Source organism: Pseudosulfitobacter pseudonitzschiae (genome assembly GCF_002222635.1).
Classification (GTDB): Bacteria; Pseudomonadota; Alphaproteobacteria; order Rhodobacterales; family Rhodobacteraceae; genus Pseudosulfitobacter; species Pseudosulfitobacter pseudonitzschiae_A.
In genome coordinates, this window is sequence record NZ_CP022415.1 from 369,713 (window position 1) to 386,632 (window position 16,920).

Below are 16,920 nucleotides of genomic sequence, written 5' to 3' on the forward strand. Positions count from 1 at the left end.
CCTCAACGGCTATCTGTGTGCAGGTCGGTGGATCGGGGGCTTAAGATTATCTCGTGTCGGCCATTCTGAATTTGGCCGCTGGTATCCGTTTAGGAAAAGCACTGTCTTCATCTTAACACAGGCCGCTTACGCGGGTTGATGCCGATCGCTTTCGCGCTCCAGCAAGTTTATGCCCAGCTATTTGCAGCAGTCCGGTCCTCGCAATAGCTGTCTGGCAACCGAGCAGAACTTGTCCGGTTGGAAACCGAAACAGACGGAGAGATATCATGAAACTGCACAAATATGTAAGCACACTGGCGCTTGTCGGGGTGATGGCCGGCACGGCACCGATTGCCGTCGTTGCACAAACCTAGCAATCCGCACCCCCTGTTGCAGAGGTGACCAGTAGCGAGGTCGATTCCTTTGTCGTTGCTTTTAAGGAAGTTCAGGCGATCGATCAAGAATACGTGGCACAGATCCAGCAAACGTCGGATGCGGCCGAGATCCAGACTTTGGAGGAAGAAGCTCAGATCAAAAAGGCTGCAGCCGTGGACGCGACTTCGGGCATTGATGTGGCCCGCTATGTCGAAATCATGACCATCGCACAGAATGATCCTGACGTATCAGCCGTGATCGTGGAAAAGCTGGAAAAGTGATCCGATATTTCCGGTAAAATGTTCGACGCCCACCGTGCCTTTTGGGCTGGTGGGCGTTTTCATTCTGCGCAAGTCAGATCTGGTTTCGTCAATCAGAGAATTTGGACGAATTCATGGATGCCTCTTATTGCAATGTGGCATCAATTTCGATTGTTGACCGACCGTCGGCACTTGCCGGTGCAACGACAATCTTGGCGTTGTTGATCCCCTGACCTGAAAATTCGATTGCTGTTTCAAGGACATCGCCCTTTGTCTGGTTGATGCTGTAACCAGCCAGGCGCAACGCTTCTTCCCAATCCTCAAGCAAGGTTTCGGTGTTGTGTTCGGTGCTGAACGAGAACATCCGCAGCGAAGACCCGATGGACCGATCCATCAGCACATCATTGTCGGCGGGCAATTCTATCGCCTCCGGCAGCCAGTTTGGCCTGGGTTCATCTGCTTGCAGGGTCATCGCCAGCGGCAACACCAGACAGGCGGCAACCGCGATATTGCGCAGAGTTCCTTTCAGCCATCTCCAATCCAGCTGCTGGAAGATAAAATTAAAGAATGCGCACACGGGCGCGGCGGGGACCGTAAGGTGAGGGTTCATTATCATGCCGAGGAAACTAGGCTGCTTGCCGGATTTTGCAATCAAATGTCACTTAGCGAAACACCGGCGGGCAATCTGGTGCGATCAGACGTCCCGTTGGCTGCGATCCACGTCGCTGTCGCGTGGTGATAAATGATCACCGGCTCTGTCGATTTAGGATGGAACCCTTTATTTTTATGATGATTGACCAAAGTTCGGCATGTACTGACACAACGCAACTCTGGGACAACCGGGGGCGTTGCGGTATCCCGCCTATGTGCGCTTGATCTTTGACGATCGGATGCCTTGGCCAGCACGGTAAAATTCCAGAAGCCGCCCATCGGCATGTGCTTTCAAGGTCGGCTGAGTGCAGCCGGTCCGCCCCTCGCGGACTGAGCTGAAGATCGACGGCGCGGCTCGCCGTTTGCGGTCTTTGGAACGGTACGCAAGATACTATACTGGGATTAGTGATAAATTGAGATAACGAAAGACATTGCGATGGGTACCCCCCGAAAGTAAGGGGCTGCATAAGTAGAATTTTCTCGGCAAGATGAGCGAAGAGATTCTGAATAAAGACAAGCAGATATACTGAGGCGCAGATCATCGCGATCCTGCGGCCAGCTGAAGGCGGACTGTCGGCGGCTGAGTTGTGCCGCGAGCACGGGATGAGCGTAAGCGGTCGCTGGTCCTCACCTTCTATCCGATTGTCTGACCTGCGATGCCGTGCCCGATGTATATCGGTGCAGGAGTTTCGCGATGGCGACTATGGGGGAGTTTCTCCAGGACTACGGGGTGGACATAAGGACCAACGGGCCGCGGCGTTGGACGGATGAGATCAAGGCACGGATCGTGGCTGAGAGTTTGCAGCCGAGTGTGACTGTGAATGCAGTTGCAGCGCGGTATGGGCTTCGGGCGAACCATTTATCGGAATGGCGCAGTCGGGCACGCCTTGGCCGGTTAGTTTGCCTGCGTTTGAAGATGACAGCTTCTGTTTTGCGTCGATCGTGGTGCCGGATGGCGGCGGTGCGCATGTGCCAGCTGTTGCCGGGGCAGCCCGCAAAGCCTGACGGGTCGTCCCCTGGATCCATCGAGATTGCGATAGGTCGCGTGATAATCCGGCTTGAAGGCACCAGCAGTTCTGATCGGATTGCCGAGATCGTGCGGGCAATCGGGGGCGCGGCCATGATGTTCCCGTCAAACCGCGTGCCGGTCCTGGTCTCGACGCAGCTTGTGGACTTTCGCAAAGGTCACCTCCCGTGCAGATCAGGAGAGAGAAGTGATGAATGATTATGGTATGGGTTCGGAATGGGGTTCGGCTGGTTTTGGGCAATCTTATGTATCGTGTTCGTAGATCTCGCCATTGCGGAATTGAGATAAACGTCGTTGGTGAATTATGCGACCGTCCCTGACCCCAGATGTTCATTTTGAATCTGCCTTCGGGATTCTGCCCAAAGTTGACATCAAAGCAATGATACAACGCCTGCAAATAAGCGCGCTGACGGGCCTCGCGCGTGCGGTCAGAGGCTGTCCGTGATCGCGCGCCCGGCCTCGATCGCGACCGGGGCGGCTTGGCGGATAAAGTCGTCGGGGGTCCATTCGGACTGCGACCCGGCTACATGGATCGCACCCAAGGGGCGACCGTCGCGGCGGGTGATGGCGATGCCGATGGCAATCTCGCCCAGCACAAATTCATCAACCACCATGGCAAAGCCGTCTCTACGGGCCTGTGCAATGGCTTCCATCACCGCCTCTGGGTCGGTCTGCGTGTGCGCGGTGTAGGGATGAAGCAGGCTGCGGGCGAGGATGGTGCGCGCCTCGGGTTCGGGTAGGGCAGACAGGACCGCGCGCCCGCCAGCGGTACAATAGGTCGGTACGCTGTGACCGACCAGCGTGGCATAGAACGTTTCGCGCTTGGACTGCATCCGCAGGGCATAGATCAGTCGAGTTTCGTCATACAGGCTGAAATCCACCCGTTCGCGGATCGTCTTGCGCAACTCCAGCAGCACCGGAGTCGCCTTTTGCACCACCGGGTCCAACCGCAGCAGGTCCAGTGTGTGATCCAGAAGGCGCAGGCCGGGCAGATAGCCGCGGTCGTCTGCACTGCGCCGGATATAGCCCAGCGTCATCAGCGTGTGTACCAGCCGCTGCGCGGCAGAGCGGTCGATGTTGGCGCGTGTCGCAATCTCGGTCAGGCTGAGTGGGCCACCGGCTTGGTGAAACGCGCCCAGAACCAGCATTGCTCGCCCGGCGGCGCGAACGAACAGACGGTCGTCTTTTGCCTGAGAATTGATCGCCTCCGGCGGATCTGCGCGAAGAATACTTGGCATGGGAAACCTTTGCTTGACGAATCTCGATAGGGGTCAATACGCTTACTATACGCTATAGATGTATCGCCTGTCGATACAAAGCCTTTGCGATCACGGTTGCGCACAACCATTAAGGAGTCTCGATTGAGAGTTGCCGTTGCCGGTTTTCTGCACGAAACCAATACGTTCGCCCCAGTGCGAGCGGATCTTGCGGCGTTCCAGTTCGGCGGCGGCTATGTTCCGATGGTGCGCGGACACGACATGATGTCGGCATTGAAGGGCGTGAATTTGGGCATGGTCGGCGCGCTGGATGTGGCACGCGAATTGGGTTGGGATGTTGTACCTATTCTTTGGACGGCGGCGATCCCGTCGGCTCATGTGACCCGCGACGCTTTCGAGACCATCGCAGAAGAAATCATCACCGGGCTGCGCGCGGCCCTGCCGCTGGACGGTGTGTTCCTGGATCTGCACGGCGCAATGGTGGCCGAGCATCTGGACGACGGTGAGGGCGAGATCGCGCGCCGGGTGCGCGACGTGGTGGGACCGGACGTGCCGGTAACGGCGGCGCTGGACCTGCATGGCAATATCTCGGCCGGGTTCGTCGCGCAGGTGGACGGACTGGTGGGGTTCCGTACCTATCCGCATGTTGACATGGCCGACACCGGAGCGTCGGCGGCGCGCTTGCTGGATCGCATGATGACCACCGGCACCCGTCCGGCGCGGGCGTTCCGATGCATGTCTTACCTTGTGCCCATCCCGTTCCAGACCACCGACATGGAACCGGCGCGCGGGCTTTACGCCGGGCTGGCGCACCAAGATGTCATCAGCGCGTCGCTGTTCATGGGCTTTCCGGCGGCGGATATTGCCGATTGCGGACCGACCGCAGTGGCTTACGGTGAAACGCAGGCGGAGGCCGATCGCGCCGCCGATGCCATCGCCGCTGCCTACATGGCTGCCGAGGCCGGTTTCGACAACGTGACGTTCTCTGGACCCGAGGCTGTGGCCACCGCGATGCGGCTGGCGAATGGGGCGGGAAGTGGCCCCGTGGTGATCGCTGACACGCAGGACAATCCCGGCGCGGGGGGCGTTTCCGCCACCACTGGTTTGCTGCGCGCGCTGATCGACGCAGATACCCAAGGGGCGGCAATCGGGCTGATTGTTGACCCTGCTGCGGCGGCGCAGGCGCACCACGCGGGGAGGGGCGCGACTGCCCGGTTCCGCATCGGTGGCCATCCGGGCCTGCCAGATGATGCCCCGGTCGAAGTCGATGCCGTGGTCGAGACTTTGTCCGATGGCAGGCTGCACGCGACGGGCCCCTATTATGGCGGCACGATGTTGGATCTTGGCGTCTCGGCCTGTTTGCGTATCGGTGGTGTGCGTGTCGTGATCACCAGCCGCATTGCGCAGATGGCGGATCGTGCCATGTTCCGTTTCGCCGGTGTCGTGCCAGAGGATCAGGCGATCCTTGTTGTAAAGAGCTCGACCCATTTTCGGGCCGATTTCGCGCCGATCGCGCGCGAAATCCTTGTGGCGCGCAGCCCCGGCCCGATGCCGTTCGACCCTGCCGACCTGCCGTTCACGCGGCTGCGCGCGGGTTTGCGGCTGTCGCCCAACGGCCCATCCTTTGGAGCCGCGCGTGTCGATGCGGCGCGCCCCGATCCCGGCGGACCCTCTGCCGCGGTCCAACAACACGATCAAACTGACACCCAACAGAGGAAACTGATATGCTGAACTTGAAATCCGCACTTGGAACCACCCGCGGGCTGGCGGCGGCGCTGCTGACCGGATCGGCGCTGATCGCTCCCGGAGCGCTGGCCGCGCAAGAGGAAACCACCATCACCGCCGTGATGCACTCGGGTCTGCGTGTGCTGGACCCGGTGATCACCACCGCGCATATTACACGCAACCACGGCTATATGATCTATGACGTGCTGACGGCTGTGGACGAGAATTTCGCACCCCAGCCGCAGATGGCCGACTGGGAGGTGTCCGAAGATGGGCTGACCTACACCTTTACCCTGCGCGACGGTCTGGTCTTTCACGACGGCGCGCCGGTGACGGGTGCCGATGTGGTCGCGTCGCTGAGCCGCTGGGGTCAGAAGGATTCGGGCGGACAGCTGATATTCGACCGCACGGCCAGCCTCGAGGCGCCCGACGACAAGACCGTGGTCTGGACCCTGAGCGAGCCGTTCGCACCGCTGCTGGACGTGATTTCCAAGCAATCTGCCGTACCGCCCTTCATCATGCCCGCGCGGGTCGCCGAAACTTCGGCGGACGAGACGATCACGGAATACGTCGGCTCGGGACCATTCGTGTTCAACGAGGCCGAATACGAACCCGGCGTGAACGTCACTTACGAAAAATTCGACGATTATGTGCCGCGCGACGAACCGGCGTCCTGGATGGCAGGCGGCAAGATGGTGAACGTGGACCGGGTGGTCTGGACCACGATGCCCGACGCGCTGACCGCGCTGAATGCCCTGTCGGCGGGAGAGATCGACTACCTCGAGCAGGTGCAGATCGACCTCATGCCAATCATCGAGGGTAACCCGGATGTCACAGTCGAAAAGCGTGACGAACTGGGTTATGTGACCATCGGGCGGCCAAACTTCCTGCACCCGCCGTTCGACAACAAACTGGTACGCCAGGCGGCGATGGCGGCGCTGGATCAGGAATCCATGCTGGCGACGATGCAGGGTGATCCCGAATACTACAACGTCTGCGGTGCGATCTTTGGTTGCTCCACTCCGCTGGGGTCCGAGGAAGGATCCGAACCCCTGACCGGCGGTGCCGATCCCGAAGCGGCGCGCGCCTTGCTGGAGGAGGCCGGGTATGACGGGACGCCCGTCGTGCTGATGGCGCCCACTGATGTGGTCAGCCTGATTAACCAGCCGGTCGTCGCGGCCCAGGCACTCCGCCAGGCGGGCTTTGAGGTGGACCTGCAATCCATGGACTGGCAATCGGTCGTGCAGCGCCGCGCCCAGCAAAGCGCGCCGGGAGAAGGCGGCTGGAACATGTTCTTTACCAACTGGATGGTGCCCGAAGTGTCGGACCCGCTGATCAACGTGATGGTCAACGGGCGCGGCGATGACGCCTGGTTCGGCTGGCCGACCGATCCCGAGATCGAGGATCTGCGCGCCGAATTCGTTGCCGCCGATGGCGCGGACGCCCAGAAAGAAGTGGCCATGAAGATCCAGGAACACGTCATGGACAACGTCAACTACATCATGATGGGGGAATACATCATCCCGCAGGCGCGCCGGAACACGATCCAGAACATGATCCCGTCGCCGGTTCCGGTGTTCTGGAACATGACCAAAGAGGCCGAGTGATCGGCTCCGGGGGGCGCAGCAATTGCGCCCCCATTCCTGCCCGCCGCCTGCCTTGATCCAGGAGAGTTCCGCGCATGTTCGTCTATATCCTCAAACGGATTGTCGCCACGATCCCGGTGATGGTCATCGTCGCCGTTTTCGTCTTTTTGCTCCTGCGCCTGACGCCGGGCGATCCGGCGGCGATCCTGGCGGGCGATTCCGCAACGCCTGCCCAGCTTGATCGCATTCGCGAGCGGCTGGGCCTGAACGATCCGCTGATCGTCCAGTTCATGCGATGGATGGGCCAGCTGCTGCGCGGTGATCTGGGCACGTCGCTGATTTCCAACACCTCGGTTTCGGGCATGCTGGTTGACCGTCTGGGGCCGACCATCAACATCGCGCTGATGACCATCGTAATTTCCGTCGCGCTGGCCGTGCCAATGGGGGTGATCGCCGCCTGGCGCCACCGCACCTGGGTTGATTTCCTCGTGATGTCATTTTCGGTGCTGGGCTTTTCGGTGCCGGTCTTCGTTATCGGTTATATCCTGATCCAGATATTCGCGATCGAACTTCGCTGGGTGCCGGTGCAGGGGTATCGCGCGCCCTCGGACGGCATTGGGCCGTTCTTTTCCCGCGCCATCCTGCCATCGCTGACGCTGGCCACGATCTACATCGCGCTGATCGCGCGGATGACGCGGGCCTCGATGCTCGAGGTGCTGGGCGAGGATTACATCCGCACTGCCCGCGCCAAGGGTGTGCGCGAAAACGTGGTGCTGTTCCGTCACGCGCTGCGCAATGCCGCTGTGCCGATCCTGACGATCATCGGCACCGGTTTCGCGCTGTTGATCTCGGGCGTGGTGGTGACGGAATCGGTGTTCAACATTCCCGGCATCGGGCGGCTGACCGTCGATGCCATTCTGGCGCGCGACTATCCGGTGATCCAGGCGATGATCCTGCTGACTGCGGGCATCTACGTCTTTGTCAACCTGCTGGTCGACGTGTCCTATTCCTTCTTTGATCCGAGGATCCGATACTGACATGACAGAGATCCCCACATCCCGCCACAGCGCGTTCCAGGTGCTGACCGGCCTGTTTTCCCTGCCCGCCGGGGCGCGCATCGGCGCAGGCCCGATAATCGCCGCAGTTATCTTGGTGGCCATCGTGCTGGCCTCGGTGCTGGCGCCGCTATATGTGCCCTATGATCCGCTTGCGATGGACGCGACATCGCGGCTGCAAGCGTCGTCGTCCGCGCATTTGCTGGGCACTGACCCTTACGGACGCGACACCTTCAGCCGGGTGATGGTGGGTGGGCGTGTCTCGCTCCTGATCGGGATCGGGGCGGCTGCGGTCAGCGTGGCCATCGGCCTGATGATCGGGCTGGTTGCCGGGTTCTTTCGCGCCGCCGACGGCGTGATCATGCGGATCATGGACAGCCTTATGGCGATTCCGGCGATCCTGCTGGCCATCGCGCTGGTTGCGCTGAACGGGCCTAGCCTGACGTCGGTGATCATCGCCATTACCGTACCCGAGGTGCCGCGCGTGGTGCGTCTGGTGCGCTCGGTCATCCTGTCCGCGCGCGAAGAGCCGTATGTCGAGGCGGCGATCGCGCTGGGTTCGTCCATGCCCAAGATCCTGATCCAGCACCTGATGCCCAACACATTCGCGCCGCTGATCGTGCAAGGAACGTATATTTGCGCCTCGGCCATCCTGATCGAGGCGATCCTGAGTTTCCTGGGTGCGGGTGTTTCGACCGAGATTCCCACATGGGGTAACATCATGGCCGAGGGGCGGACGTATTTTCAGATCAAGCCGGGCCTGATCTTCTGGCCCGGGCTGATGCTGTCACTGTGCATCCTGGCGATCAACCTGTTGGGCGACACCGCGCGCGATCTGTTGGATCCACGCATGAAAAAGCGCGAGGGATAAGCTATGGAGTTCAAGTCACGCGACTTTTCGCAGGCCGGAAGGGTGTTGAAGATCCGCAAGCTCAAGGTCGGGCTGACGGGCCGACCCGATGCCGAACCGGTGCTGGACGGCATCGATCTGGACATTCGGGCGGGCGAAACCCACTGCCTTGTGGGCGAATCCGGGTCTGGCAAATCCGTGACTTCACTCGCTGTGATGGGTCTGCTGCCCAAGGACGCGCTCGAGGTGCAGGGCGGGCTGATCGCGCTTGAGGGTGTCGAAATCACTGCGGCCAGCGCGTCGCAGATGCGCGAGTTGCGAGCGCGCAAGATCGCCATGATCTTTCAGGAGCCGATGACAGCGCTGAATCCGGTGCTGCGCGTGGGTGAACAGATCGAGGAGGTGCTGAACATGCACACTGATCTGAGCCAGGCCGAGACGAAGAAGCGCACGCTCGACATGATGGAGCAGGTGCATTTACCGGATGTTCAGCGCATCTACCAGGCGTTCCCGCATCAGTTGTCGGGCGGCCAGCGCCAGCGCATCATGATCGCCATGGCGCTGATCCTGGACCCGGACCTTTTGATTGCGGATGAGCCGACGACCGCGCTGGACGTGACGACACAGTTGCAGATCCTCAAGCTGATTTCCGAAATGCAGGAACGTCAGGGCACTGCCGTGCTGTTCATCACCCATGACATGGGCGTGGTCGCCGAGATTGCGGATACGGTCAGCGTGATGCAGCACGGCCGCATCGTCGAACGTGCGCCGATCCGCGACCTGCTGACCGATCCGCAGGAGGATTATACCAAAAAGCTCCTGCGCGCCGTGCCCAACCTTGCACCGCGGGCGGCGCGCGCGGCGACCACGGCACAGGAGGTGATCTCCGTGCAGGGGCTGGACATGACCTATGGCGGCAGCGGGTTCTTTCGCAAATCCGAAGGGGTCAAGGCCGCGCAGGACGTGAATTTCACGATCCGTCCGGGGCAGACCTTGGGCATCGTGGGCGAAAGTGGATCGGGCAAGTCCACTGTCGCACGCTGCATCATGCGGCTGATTGATCCCACGGAGGGCAAGGTCACAGTGGCGGGCACCGAGATCGCGCAGCTGGGACGGCGCCAGTTGCAGCCCCATCGCAAGCATTTCCAGATCGTGTTTCAGGACCCCTACCGTTCGCTGAACCCGCGCTGGACCGTGGCGCGGAGTCTGTGCGAAGGGCCGATCAACTTCGGCACCCCGAAGGACGAGGCGATGGCCAAGGCAGCCGAGTTGATGGAACTGGTGGATTTGCCGCGCGACGCGCTGGACCGCTATCCGCACCAGTTTTCAGGTGGCCAGCGCCAACGCATCGCCATTGCGCGCGCGGTTGCAATGAAACCCGACGTGCTGGTCGCGGACGAGGCGGTGTCGGCACTGGACGTCAGCGTGCAGGCCCAGGTGCTGGACCTGCTGGACGACATTCAGGAGCGGTTCGGTGTTGCGATGTTGTTCATCACCCACGATTTGCGCGTCGCGGCGCAGATTTGCGACGAGGTATTGGTGATGCAGAAGGGGCTTGTGGTTGAACACGGGCCTGCGGCGCAGGTGCTGGCCGATCCGCGCCACGACTACACACGCAACCTGATCGAGGCAGCACCGGGCCGCCAATGGGACTTTGCCAATTTCCGCGCGCTAGAACTCGCGCATCCAAGACAAGGAGCCACCACATGAGCGTCATTCCCAAAATCGAGGCATTTGCCGACGAGCTGACTGCCATCCGGCAGGATTTTCACGCCCACCCCGAGCTGGGGTTCGAGGAGGTTCGCACTTCGGGTATCGTTGCGGACAAGCTGCGGGCCTATGGTGTGGACGAGGTGCATGAGGGACTGGGCGGTACGGGTGTTGTCGGGCTGATCAGAGGGCAGGGGGGCGGCAACCGCCGTGTCGGGTTGCGCGCCGATATGGACGCGCTGCCGATCGAGGAAGCGTCGGGGGTTGCTTTTACCTCGACCAATCCGGGGCGGATGCACGCCTGTGGCCATGACGGGCACACGACGATGCTGCTGGGGGCGGCCCGGTATCTGGCGGAAACGCGCGAGTTTGACGGGACCGTGGTGCTGATCTTCCAGCCCGCCGAAGAAGGCTTGGGCGGCGCGCGCCGGATGATCGAGGAGGGGCTGTTCGACAAGTTCCCCTGCGACGAAATTTACGGGATGCACAATGATCCGAATTCAGAACCCGGTGTGGTCAGCGTGACGCCTGGGGCCGCGATGGCGGGGGCCAGTTTCTTTGACATCACGATCAAGGGCACCGGCAGCCACGCCGCAATGCCGCACCAGTCGCAAGACCCGATTGTGATCGGCACAGCGCTGGTGCAGCAGCTGCAGTCGGTGGTCAGCCGCAATGCCCCGCCGACGAAGCCGCTGGTGCTGTCCGTCACGAAGTTCAATTCCGGTTCTGCCTATAACGTAGTGCCGGGGACGGCGACGATTGCGGGCACGATCCGCTATTTCCACGATGACGTGATTCATATGGCCGAGGCGCGAATGCGCGACCTTTGCGCGGGGATGGCGCAGGCTTACGGTGTCGAGATCGAGGTCGCGCTGCGCAATGTCTTTGACGTGCTGATGAACGACCCGGATCTGACCACTGCCTATCTGGCGGCGGCTGCGGATGTGGTGGGCACTGACATGGCTTCGGAATCGACCGAACAGGCCACCGGATCCGAGGACTTTGCCGATATGCTGAAGGTGGTTCCGGGCGCCTATTGCCGTGTCGGCCATGCGGGCAGCATCCCGCTGCACAATCCGGCGTTCGTACTGGATGACGCGATCCTGCCCGTCGGTGCGTCGATCTATGCGCGGATCGTCGAGACCCGTTTGCCCAAAGCCTGAGGCACCCCCTTAAAAATATATATGAAACCAAAACCGGCGGATCGCAGCCGGACCGGAGAACCTCGAAATGACCAACCCACTTGATCTGCCTTTTGACGCTGACGAAATGCTGGCGGGGTTGAAGCCCTGGATCGAAACCGAAAGCCCGACGTTTGATGCGGCGGCGGTGAACCGCATGATGGATGTGGTGCAGCACGAGCTTGCCGCTCTGGGCGCGCGGGTCGAGCGTATTCCGGGCCGCATGGGGTTCGGCGATAGTGTGCGCGCGACGATGCCCCATCCAAAGGCGGGGCAGGGCGGTATCCTGCTGTTGGGCCATATGGACACGGTGCATCCGGTGGGCACGCTGAAACAGCTGCCGTTCAAGCGCGAAGGTGGCATCTGTTACGGCCCCGGTCTGATGGACATGAAGGGCGGCAACTATGTCTATCTGGATGCGCTGCGCAAACTTCTGGCCGCGGGAATAGAAACGCCGCTGCCGGTGACGGTTCTGTTCACCCCGGACGAGGAGGTCGGCACACCGTCGACGCGCGAGTTGATCGAGGCCGAGGCAAAACGCCATCAGTTCATCCTTGTCCCCGAACCTGCGCGGCCTGACGGGGGCGCTGTCATCGGGCGCTACGCCATCGCGCGTTTCAATCTGCAAACGCGCGGCAAGCCGTCTCATGCAGGCTGGGCGCTGGCGGAGGGGCGGTCGGCCATTGCCGAGATGGCCAAGCATGTGGCGGTGATCGAAGGCATGACGACCGAAGGTTGCACCTTTTCGCTGGGGGTGTTCAACGCAGGGCAATGGGTGAACTGTGTGTCGTCCGTCTGTGATGCCGAAGTCCTGTCGATGGCCAAGACCCAGGAGCAGCTGGACGAAGGCGTGGGCCGAATGCTGGCGCTGAACTCGGATGCGGGTGATGTGATCATGGAAGTGACCCGTGGCGTGACCCGCCCGGTGTGGGAACCCGATCAGCCCGGCACGATGGCGATGCTGACCCTTGCCCAAGAGATCGGGCGCGAGATCGGGTTTGAACTGACCGGCAGTTCGGCGGGCGGCGGATCGGACGGCAACTTTACCGGCTTTCTGGGCCTTCCGACGCTTGATTCCATCGGTGTGCGGGGCAAGGGGTTGCACACTCTCAAGGAGCATATCGAAGTGGACAGCCTGGTGGAACGGGCCAAGCTGGCGGCGGCCCTGTATTGCCGGTTGGGGGCCTGAGATGTCAGGTGCCCTGTTGCGTAGCATGCGGGCTCACAAGCTTGTGGTAAAACCGACCGGGCCTTCGTGATCGCCTAGCACCGGCAGGCCGCCGAGGCCGTGGCCGAAGTGCTGCGCACGGGTGGCGATGCGATTTCGTTTTCGGCGTGCTGGAACCTGTGAAGTCCACGCCAAGCGTTATCAGAAGCAGGTTCCTGGGCACCACATCCAGATGGACGTTAAGTTTCTGACTTTCAAAGGCAAACAAGGAGAGAAGGTGCGCCGCTTTCAATATACGGCCGTTGATGATGCCACGCGGGTTCGCGCGCTAAAGGTTTACGAACGACACATACAGGCCAATGCAATCGACTTCGTCGACCATATTATTGAAAAGTTTCCGTTCCGCATCCGGGAAATCAGGACCGACAATGGCCATGAGTTCCAAGCGACGTTCCATTGGCACGTCGAAGATCTCGGTATCCGCCATGCTTACATCAAACGAGGCACGCCCCAACTCAACGGCAAGGTAGAACGGTCGCACCGCTCTGACGGGCAGGAATTCTATCAGCTGCTTAGCTACAAAGGCGATGTCGATCTCGAAGCCAAACTGGACGAATGGGAGCGCTTCTACAACTTCCACAGGCCGCACGGCGCGCACAACGGAAAGACACCTTACGAAGCTCTCAGAGAAAAGCTATAATCAACAGAAGAGAAGTCTCGCGAGTAACCGCACCTTACAATCATGAAACTGTACAAATATGTAAGCACACTGGCGCTTGTCGGGGTGATGGCCGGCACGGCACCGATTGCCGTCGTTGCACAAACCCAGCAATCCGCACCCCCTGTTGCAGAGGTGCCCAGTAGCGAGGTCGATGCCTTTGTCGTTGCTTTCAAGGAAGTTCAGGCGATCGATCAAGAATACGTGGCACAGATCCAGCAAACGTCGGATGCGGCCGAGATCCAGACTTTGGAGGAAGAAGCTCAGATCAAAAAGGCTGCAGCCGTGGACGCGACTTCGGGCATTGATGTGGCCCGCTATGTCGAAATCATGACCATCGCGCAGAATGATCCTGACGTGTCAGCCGTGATCGTGGAAAAGCTGGAAAAGTGATCCGATATTTCCGGTAAAATGTTCGACGCCCACCGTGCCTTTTGGGCTGGTGGGCGTTTTCATTCTGCGCAAGTCAGATCTGGTTTCGTCAATCAGAGAATTTGGACGAATTCATGGATGCCTCTTATTGCAATGTGGCATCAATTTCGATTGTTGACCGACCGTCGGCACTTGCCGGTGCAACGACAATCTTGGCGTTGTTGATCCCCTGACCTGAAAATTCGATTGCTGTTTCAAGGACATCGCCCTTTGTCTGGTTGATGCTGTAACCAGCCAGGCGCAACGCTTCTTCCCAATCTTCAAGCAAGGTTTTGGTGTTGTGTTCGGTGCTGAACGAGAACATCCGCAGCGAAGACCCGATGGACCGATCCATCAGCACATCATTGTCGGCGGGCAATTCTATCGCCTCCGGCAGCCAGTTTGGCCTGGGTTCATCTGCTTGCAGGGTCATCGCCAGCGGCAACACCAGACAGGCGGCAACCGCGATATTGCGCAGAGTTCCTTTCAGCCATCTCCAATCCAGTTGCTGGAAGATAAAATTAAAGAATGCGCACACGGGCGCGGCGGGGACCGTAAGGTGAGGGTTCATTATCATGCCGAGGAAACTAGGCTGCTTGCCGGATTTTGCAATCTCCTCGTAATGTGCTCCAAGGTTCCATCGGACCTTACGATGCCATCGGGGGCTCTACCCCATCAACTCCGAATGCGTCTTAACACGTCGCATAAAGATTCTGCATTGTCCGCAAACTAATCTCTGTATGCAAAGGTATACTGTCGACCTTGGCAAACGGGTCAGCTATGAAAAGGAAAATCCCCTCTCAAGGAGCGCCCCATGCCCGATATCATTTACACCAAAGTTGACGAAGCACCCGAACTGGCTTCTGCTTCTTTCCTTCCGATTATTCAGAAATTTGCCGCAGCGGCGGGTGTGACCGTTGGCACCAAGGACATCAGCCTTGCTGGCCGAATCCTTGCCACGTTCCCCGAGCATCTGAAAGAAGACCAGCGCCAGTCCGATGATCTGGCCGAGCTGGGCCGTCTGGTTAAGACCGCCGATGCGAATGTCATCAAGCTGCCGAACATTTCTGCGTCGGTGCCACAGCTTGTGGCCGCCATCAAAGAGCTTCAGTCGCAGGGTTTTGCACTGCCCGATTATCCCGAGGCGCCCAAGAGCGACGCCGAGAAAGAAGTGCGCGCCAAATATGACACCATCAAGGGGTCGGCTGTGAACCCGGTCCTGCGCGAAGGTAACTCGGACCGCCGCGCGGCCAAAGCTGTGAAAAGCTTTGCCCAGAGCAATCCGCACCGCATGGGCGACTGGGTGGCTGACAGCAAAACCCATGTTTCAGCCATGTCAGGCGGCGATTTTTTCTCGAATGAACGCTCGGCCACGCTGGACAAAGACACAACTGCCAAGATCGTGCTGGTTACAGATGCGGGCGAAACCGTTCTGAAAGACGGCGTTTCCTATCCCGCAGGCACGGTTGTCGACGCCACATTCATGAGCGCCGCTGCACTGCAAAGCTTTCTTGAGGACGAGATCGAGAAAACCAAGGCCGATGGCACGCTGTTTTCGCTGCACATGAAGGCCACAATGATGAAGGTTTCGGACCCGATCATCTTTGGCCACGCCGTCAAAGCGTTTCTGGCGCCTGTGTTCGAAAAGCACGGGGATGCGATGAACGACTTGGGTGTAAACCCGAACTCCGGTCTGGGTGACCTGTTGGCGCGCGTGAAAGACAATGCTGAAATCACGGCGGACATCGACGCCTGCATGTCCGCGCGCCCGCCGATGTATATGGTCAACTCTGACAAAGGCATCACCAACCTGCACGTCTCGTCCGACGTGATCATCGACGCGTCGATGCCTGCACTGATCCGCGCAGGCGGCAAGGGTTGGGGCCCCGATGGCAAGGAAGCGGACACCAACTGCGTGATCCCCGACAATTCCTATGCGCCAGTTTATGATGAATCGATCAAGTTCTTCAAAGAGAATGGCAAGCTGAGCCCCGCAACCGCGGGCACAGTTCAGAACGTGGGCCTGATGGCGCAAAAGGCTGAAGAATACGGCTCGCACCCGACCACATTCGAGATCCCCGAAGCGGGCACCGTCAAGATGATCCTCGAAGACGGCAGTGTCCTGCACGAGCACAAGGTCGAAGCAGGCGACATCTGGCGGTCTGCTTCGGCGCGCAAGGCGCCGATCGAAGACTGGGTGAATCTGGCCATAGACCGTCAAAAAGCCGAGGCGTGCAGTGCGATTTTTTGGCTGGACGCGGGGCGCGCCCACGACGCGGAGCTGATCGCCTACGTCAAGCCGATCCTTGAAGCCAAGGGCGTGGCCGACAAATTCAAGATCATGGCACCGCGCGAAGCCACCCGCGCGTCGCTTGAGATCATCACCGAGGGCAAGAACACGATTGCCATCACCGGCAATGTGCTGCGCGACTATCTGACCGATCTGTTTCCCATCCTTGAACTGGCGACTTCGGCTAAAATGCTGTCGATCGTCAAACTGATGAACGGCGGCGGTTTGTTTGAAACCGGCGCGGGCGGTTCGGCCCCCAAGCACGTTCAGCAGCTGCAAGAGGAAAACCACCTGCGTTGGGACAGCTTGGGTGAATTCTGCGCCTTGGGGGAAAGTCTGACGTTCCTTGCGGACAGCAAAGGCAACGAAAAGGCCCGTATTCTGGGGCAGGCGGTTGACGCCGCGACGCAAGGCATTCTGGACCACGGCCGTTCGCCATCGCGCAAGGTCGGCGAGCCGGACAACCGCGACAGCCACTATTGGTTCGCCCGTTATTGGGCCGAAGCATTGGCGTCACAGAGCGACGATGCCGAGCTTGCTGCGCATTTTGCCCCGATCGCCAAAGCGCTGGCCACGGGCGAAGCGCAGATCCTTGCCGAGTTGGCAGCCGTTCAAGGCGCACCTGCCGATCTGGGCGGCTATTACCACGCGGACGAGGCCAAAACCGCAACAGTAATGCGTCCGTCGAAAACACTGAACGACATCATCGGCTAGGCA

General features: G+C 60.1%; 14 protein-coding genes and 2 pseudogenes. 13 read left to right on the forward strand and 3 right to left on the reverse strand.

Annotation, left to right across the window (positions count from 1 at the left end):
* Positions 1-377: 377 nt before the first annotated feature.
* Positions 378-635 carry a DUF4168 domain-containing protein gene (locus SULPSESMR1_RS01665; protein WP_089419266.1) on the forward strand — a complete coding sequence of 86 codons (258 nt, stop codon included), beginning with the start codon at positions 378-380 and terminating at the stop codon, positions 633-635.
* A gap of 124 nt (positions 636-759) precedes the next feature.
* Here the strand turns inward: SULPSESMR1_RS01665 and SULPSESMR1_RS01670 are convergent, their stop codons facing one another.
* A complete protein-coding gene (locus SULPSESMR1_RS01670) occupies positions 760-1,224 on the reverse strand; it encodes a hypothetical protein (protein WP_157728953.1) in 465 nt (154 codons plus the stop codon).
* 548 nt (positions 1,225-1,772) lie between these two features.
* Here SULPSESMR1_RS01670 and SULPSESMR1_RS25165 point away from each other — a divergent pair.
* Both SULPSESMR1_RS25165 and SULPSESMR1_RS01675 read left to right on the forward strand, forming a co-directional pair.
* Positions 1,773-1,874: pseudogene (locus SULPSESMR1_RS25165) on the forward strand (transposase); the annotation flags it as partial.
* A gap of 94 nt (positions 1,875-1,968) precedes the next feature.
* A complete protein-coding gene (locus tag SULPSESMR1_RS01675) occupies positions 1,969-2,490 on the forward strand; it encodes a transposase (protein ID WP_240311509.1) in 522 nt (173 codons plus the stop codon).
* 230 nt (positions 2,491-2,720) lie between these two features.
* On the opposite strand, the gene SULPSESMR1_RS01680 is transcribed toward SULPSESMR1_RS01675, so the two are convergent.
* On the reverse strand, positions 2,721-3,530 hold the full coding sequence (locus SULPSESMR1_RS01680) for an IclR family transcriptional regulator (RefSeq protein ID WP_089419268.1): 810 nt from the start codon (positions 3,528-3,530) through the stop codon (positions 2,721-2,723).
* A gap of 123 nt (positions 3,531-3,653) precedes the next feature.
* Here SULPSESMR1_RS01680 and SULPSESMR1_RS01685 point away from each other — a divergent pair, with 123 nt between their 5' ends.
* The 9 genes and pseudogenes from SULPSESMR1_RS01685 to SULPSESMR1_RS01725 all read left to right on the forward strand — a co-directional run bounded on the left by SULPSESMR1_RS01685 (position 3,654) and on the right by SULPSESMR1_RS01725 (position 13,895).
* Positions 3,654-5,240, forward strand: a complete 1,587-nt coding sequence (locus tag SULPSESMR1_RS01685) for a M81 family metallopeptidase (RefSeq protein WP_089419269.1) — start codon at positions 3,654-3,656, stop codon at positions 5,238-5,240.
* Positions 5,234-6,841 (forward strand): ABC transporter substrate-binding protein, encoded by a 1,608-nt coding sequence (locus SULPSESMR1_RS01690; RefSeq protein WP_089419270.1) that lies wholly within the window; start codon positions 5,234-5,236, stop codon positions 6,839-6,841. Before SULPSESMR1_RS01685 ends, SULPSESMR1_RS01690 begins: the two co-directional genes overlap by 7 nt.
* Positions 6,842-6,915: 74 nt before the next feature.
* Complete coding sequence (locus SULPSESMR1_RS01695) at positions 6,916-7,857, forward strand: ABC transporter permease (protein WP_089419271.1); 942 nt, start codon at positions 6,916-6,918, stop codon at positions 7,855-7,857.
* 1 nt (position 7,858) lies between these two features.
* The gene (locus SULPSESMR1_RS01700) at positions 7,859-8,746 is read left to right on the forward strand and encodes an ABC transporter permease (RefSeq protein ID WP_089419272.1); all 888 of its coding nucleotides are present in this window, start codon (positions 7,859-7,861) and stop codon (positions 8,744-8,746) included.
* 3 nt (positions 8,747-8,749) lie between these two features.
* Positions 8,750-10,435, forward strand: a complete 1,686-nt coding sequence (locus SULPSESMR1_RS01705; protein ID WP_089419273.1) for an ABC transporter ATP-binding protein — start codon at positions 8,750-8,752, stop codon at positions 10,433-10,435.
* On the forward strand, positions 10,432-11,598 hold the full coding sequence (locus tag SULPSESMR1_RS01710; protein ID WP_089419274.1) for a M20 aminoacylase family protein: 1,167 nt from the start codon (positions 10,432-10,434) through the stop codon (positions 11,596-11,598). Before SULPSESMR1_RS01705 ends, SULPSESMR1_RS01710 begins: the two co-directional genes overlap by 4 nt.
* Before the next feature lie 67 nt (positions 11,599-11,665).
* Positions 11,666-12,805 (forward strand): M20/M25/M40 family metallo-hydrolase, encoded by a 1,140-nt coding sequence (locus tag SULPSESMR1_RS01715; RefSeq protein ID WP_089419275.1) that lies wholly within the window; start codon positions 11,666-11,668, stop codon positions 12,803-12,805.
* Between the two features lie 160 nt (positions 12,806-12,965).
* A pseudogene (locus SULPSESMR1_RS01720) lies at positions 12,966-13,484 on the forward strand (integrase core domain-containing protein); the annotation flags it as partial.
* Positions 13,485-13,526: 42 nt separating this feature from the next.
* Complete coding sequence (locus tag SULPSESMR1_RS01725) at positions 13,527-13,895, forward strand: DUF4168 domain-containing protein (protein ID WP_089419276.1); 369 nt, start codon at positions 13,527-13,529, stop codon at positions 13,893-13,895.
* A 124-nt stretch (positions 13,896-14,019) separates the two neighbouring features.
* Here SULPSESMR1_RS01725 and SULPSESMR1_RS01730 read toward each other — a convergent pair whose 3' ends face one another.
* Positions 14,020-14,484 carry a hypothetical protein gene (locus SULPSESMR1_RS01730; RefSeq protein WP_157728954.1) on the reverse strand — a complete coding sequence of 155 codons (465 nt, stop codon included), beginning with the start codon at positions 14,482-14,484 and terminating at the stop codon, positions 14,020-14,022.
* A 243-nt stretch (positions 14,485-14,727) separates the two neighbouring features.
* Between SULPSESMR1_RS01730 and SULPSESMR1_RS01735 the strand changes: the two genes are divergently transcribed.
* Positions 14,728-16,917, forward strand: coding sequence for an NADP-dependent isocitrate dehydrogenase (locus SULPSESMR1_RS01735; RefSeq protein ID WP_089419278.1), 2,190 nt, complete (start codon positions 14,728-14,730; stop codon positions 16,915-16,917).
* Positions 16,918-16,920 lie beyond the last annotated feature (3 nt).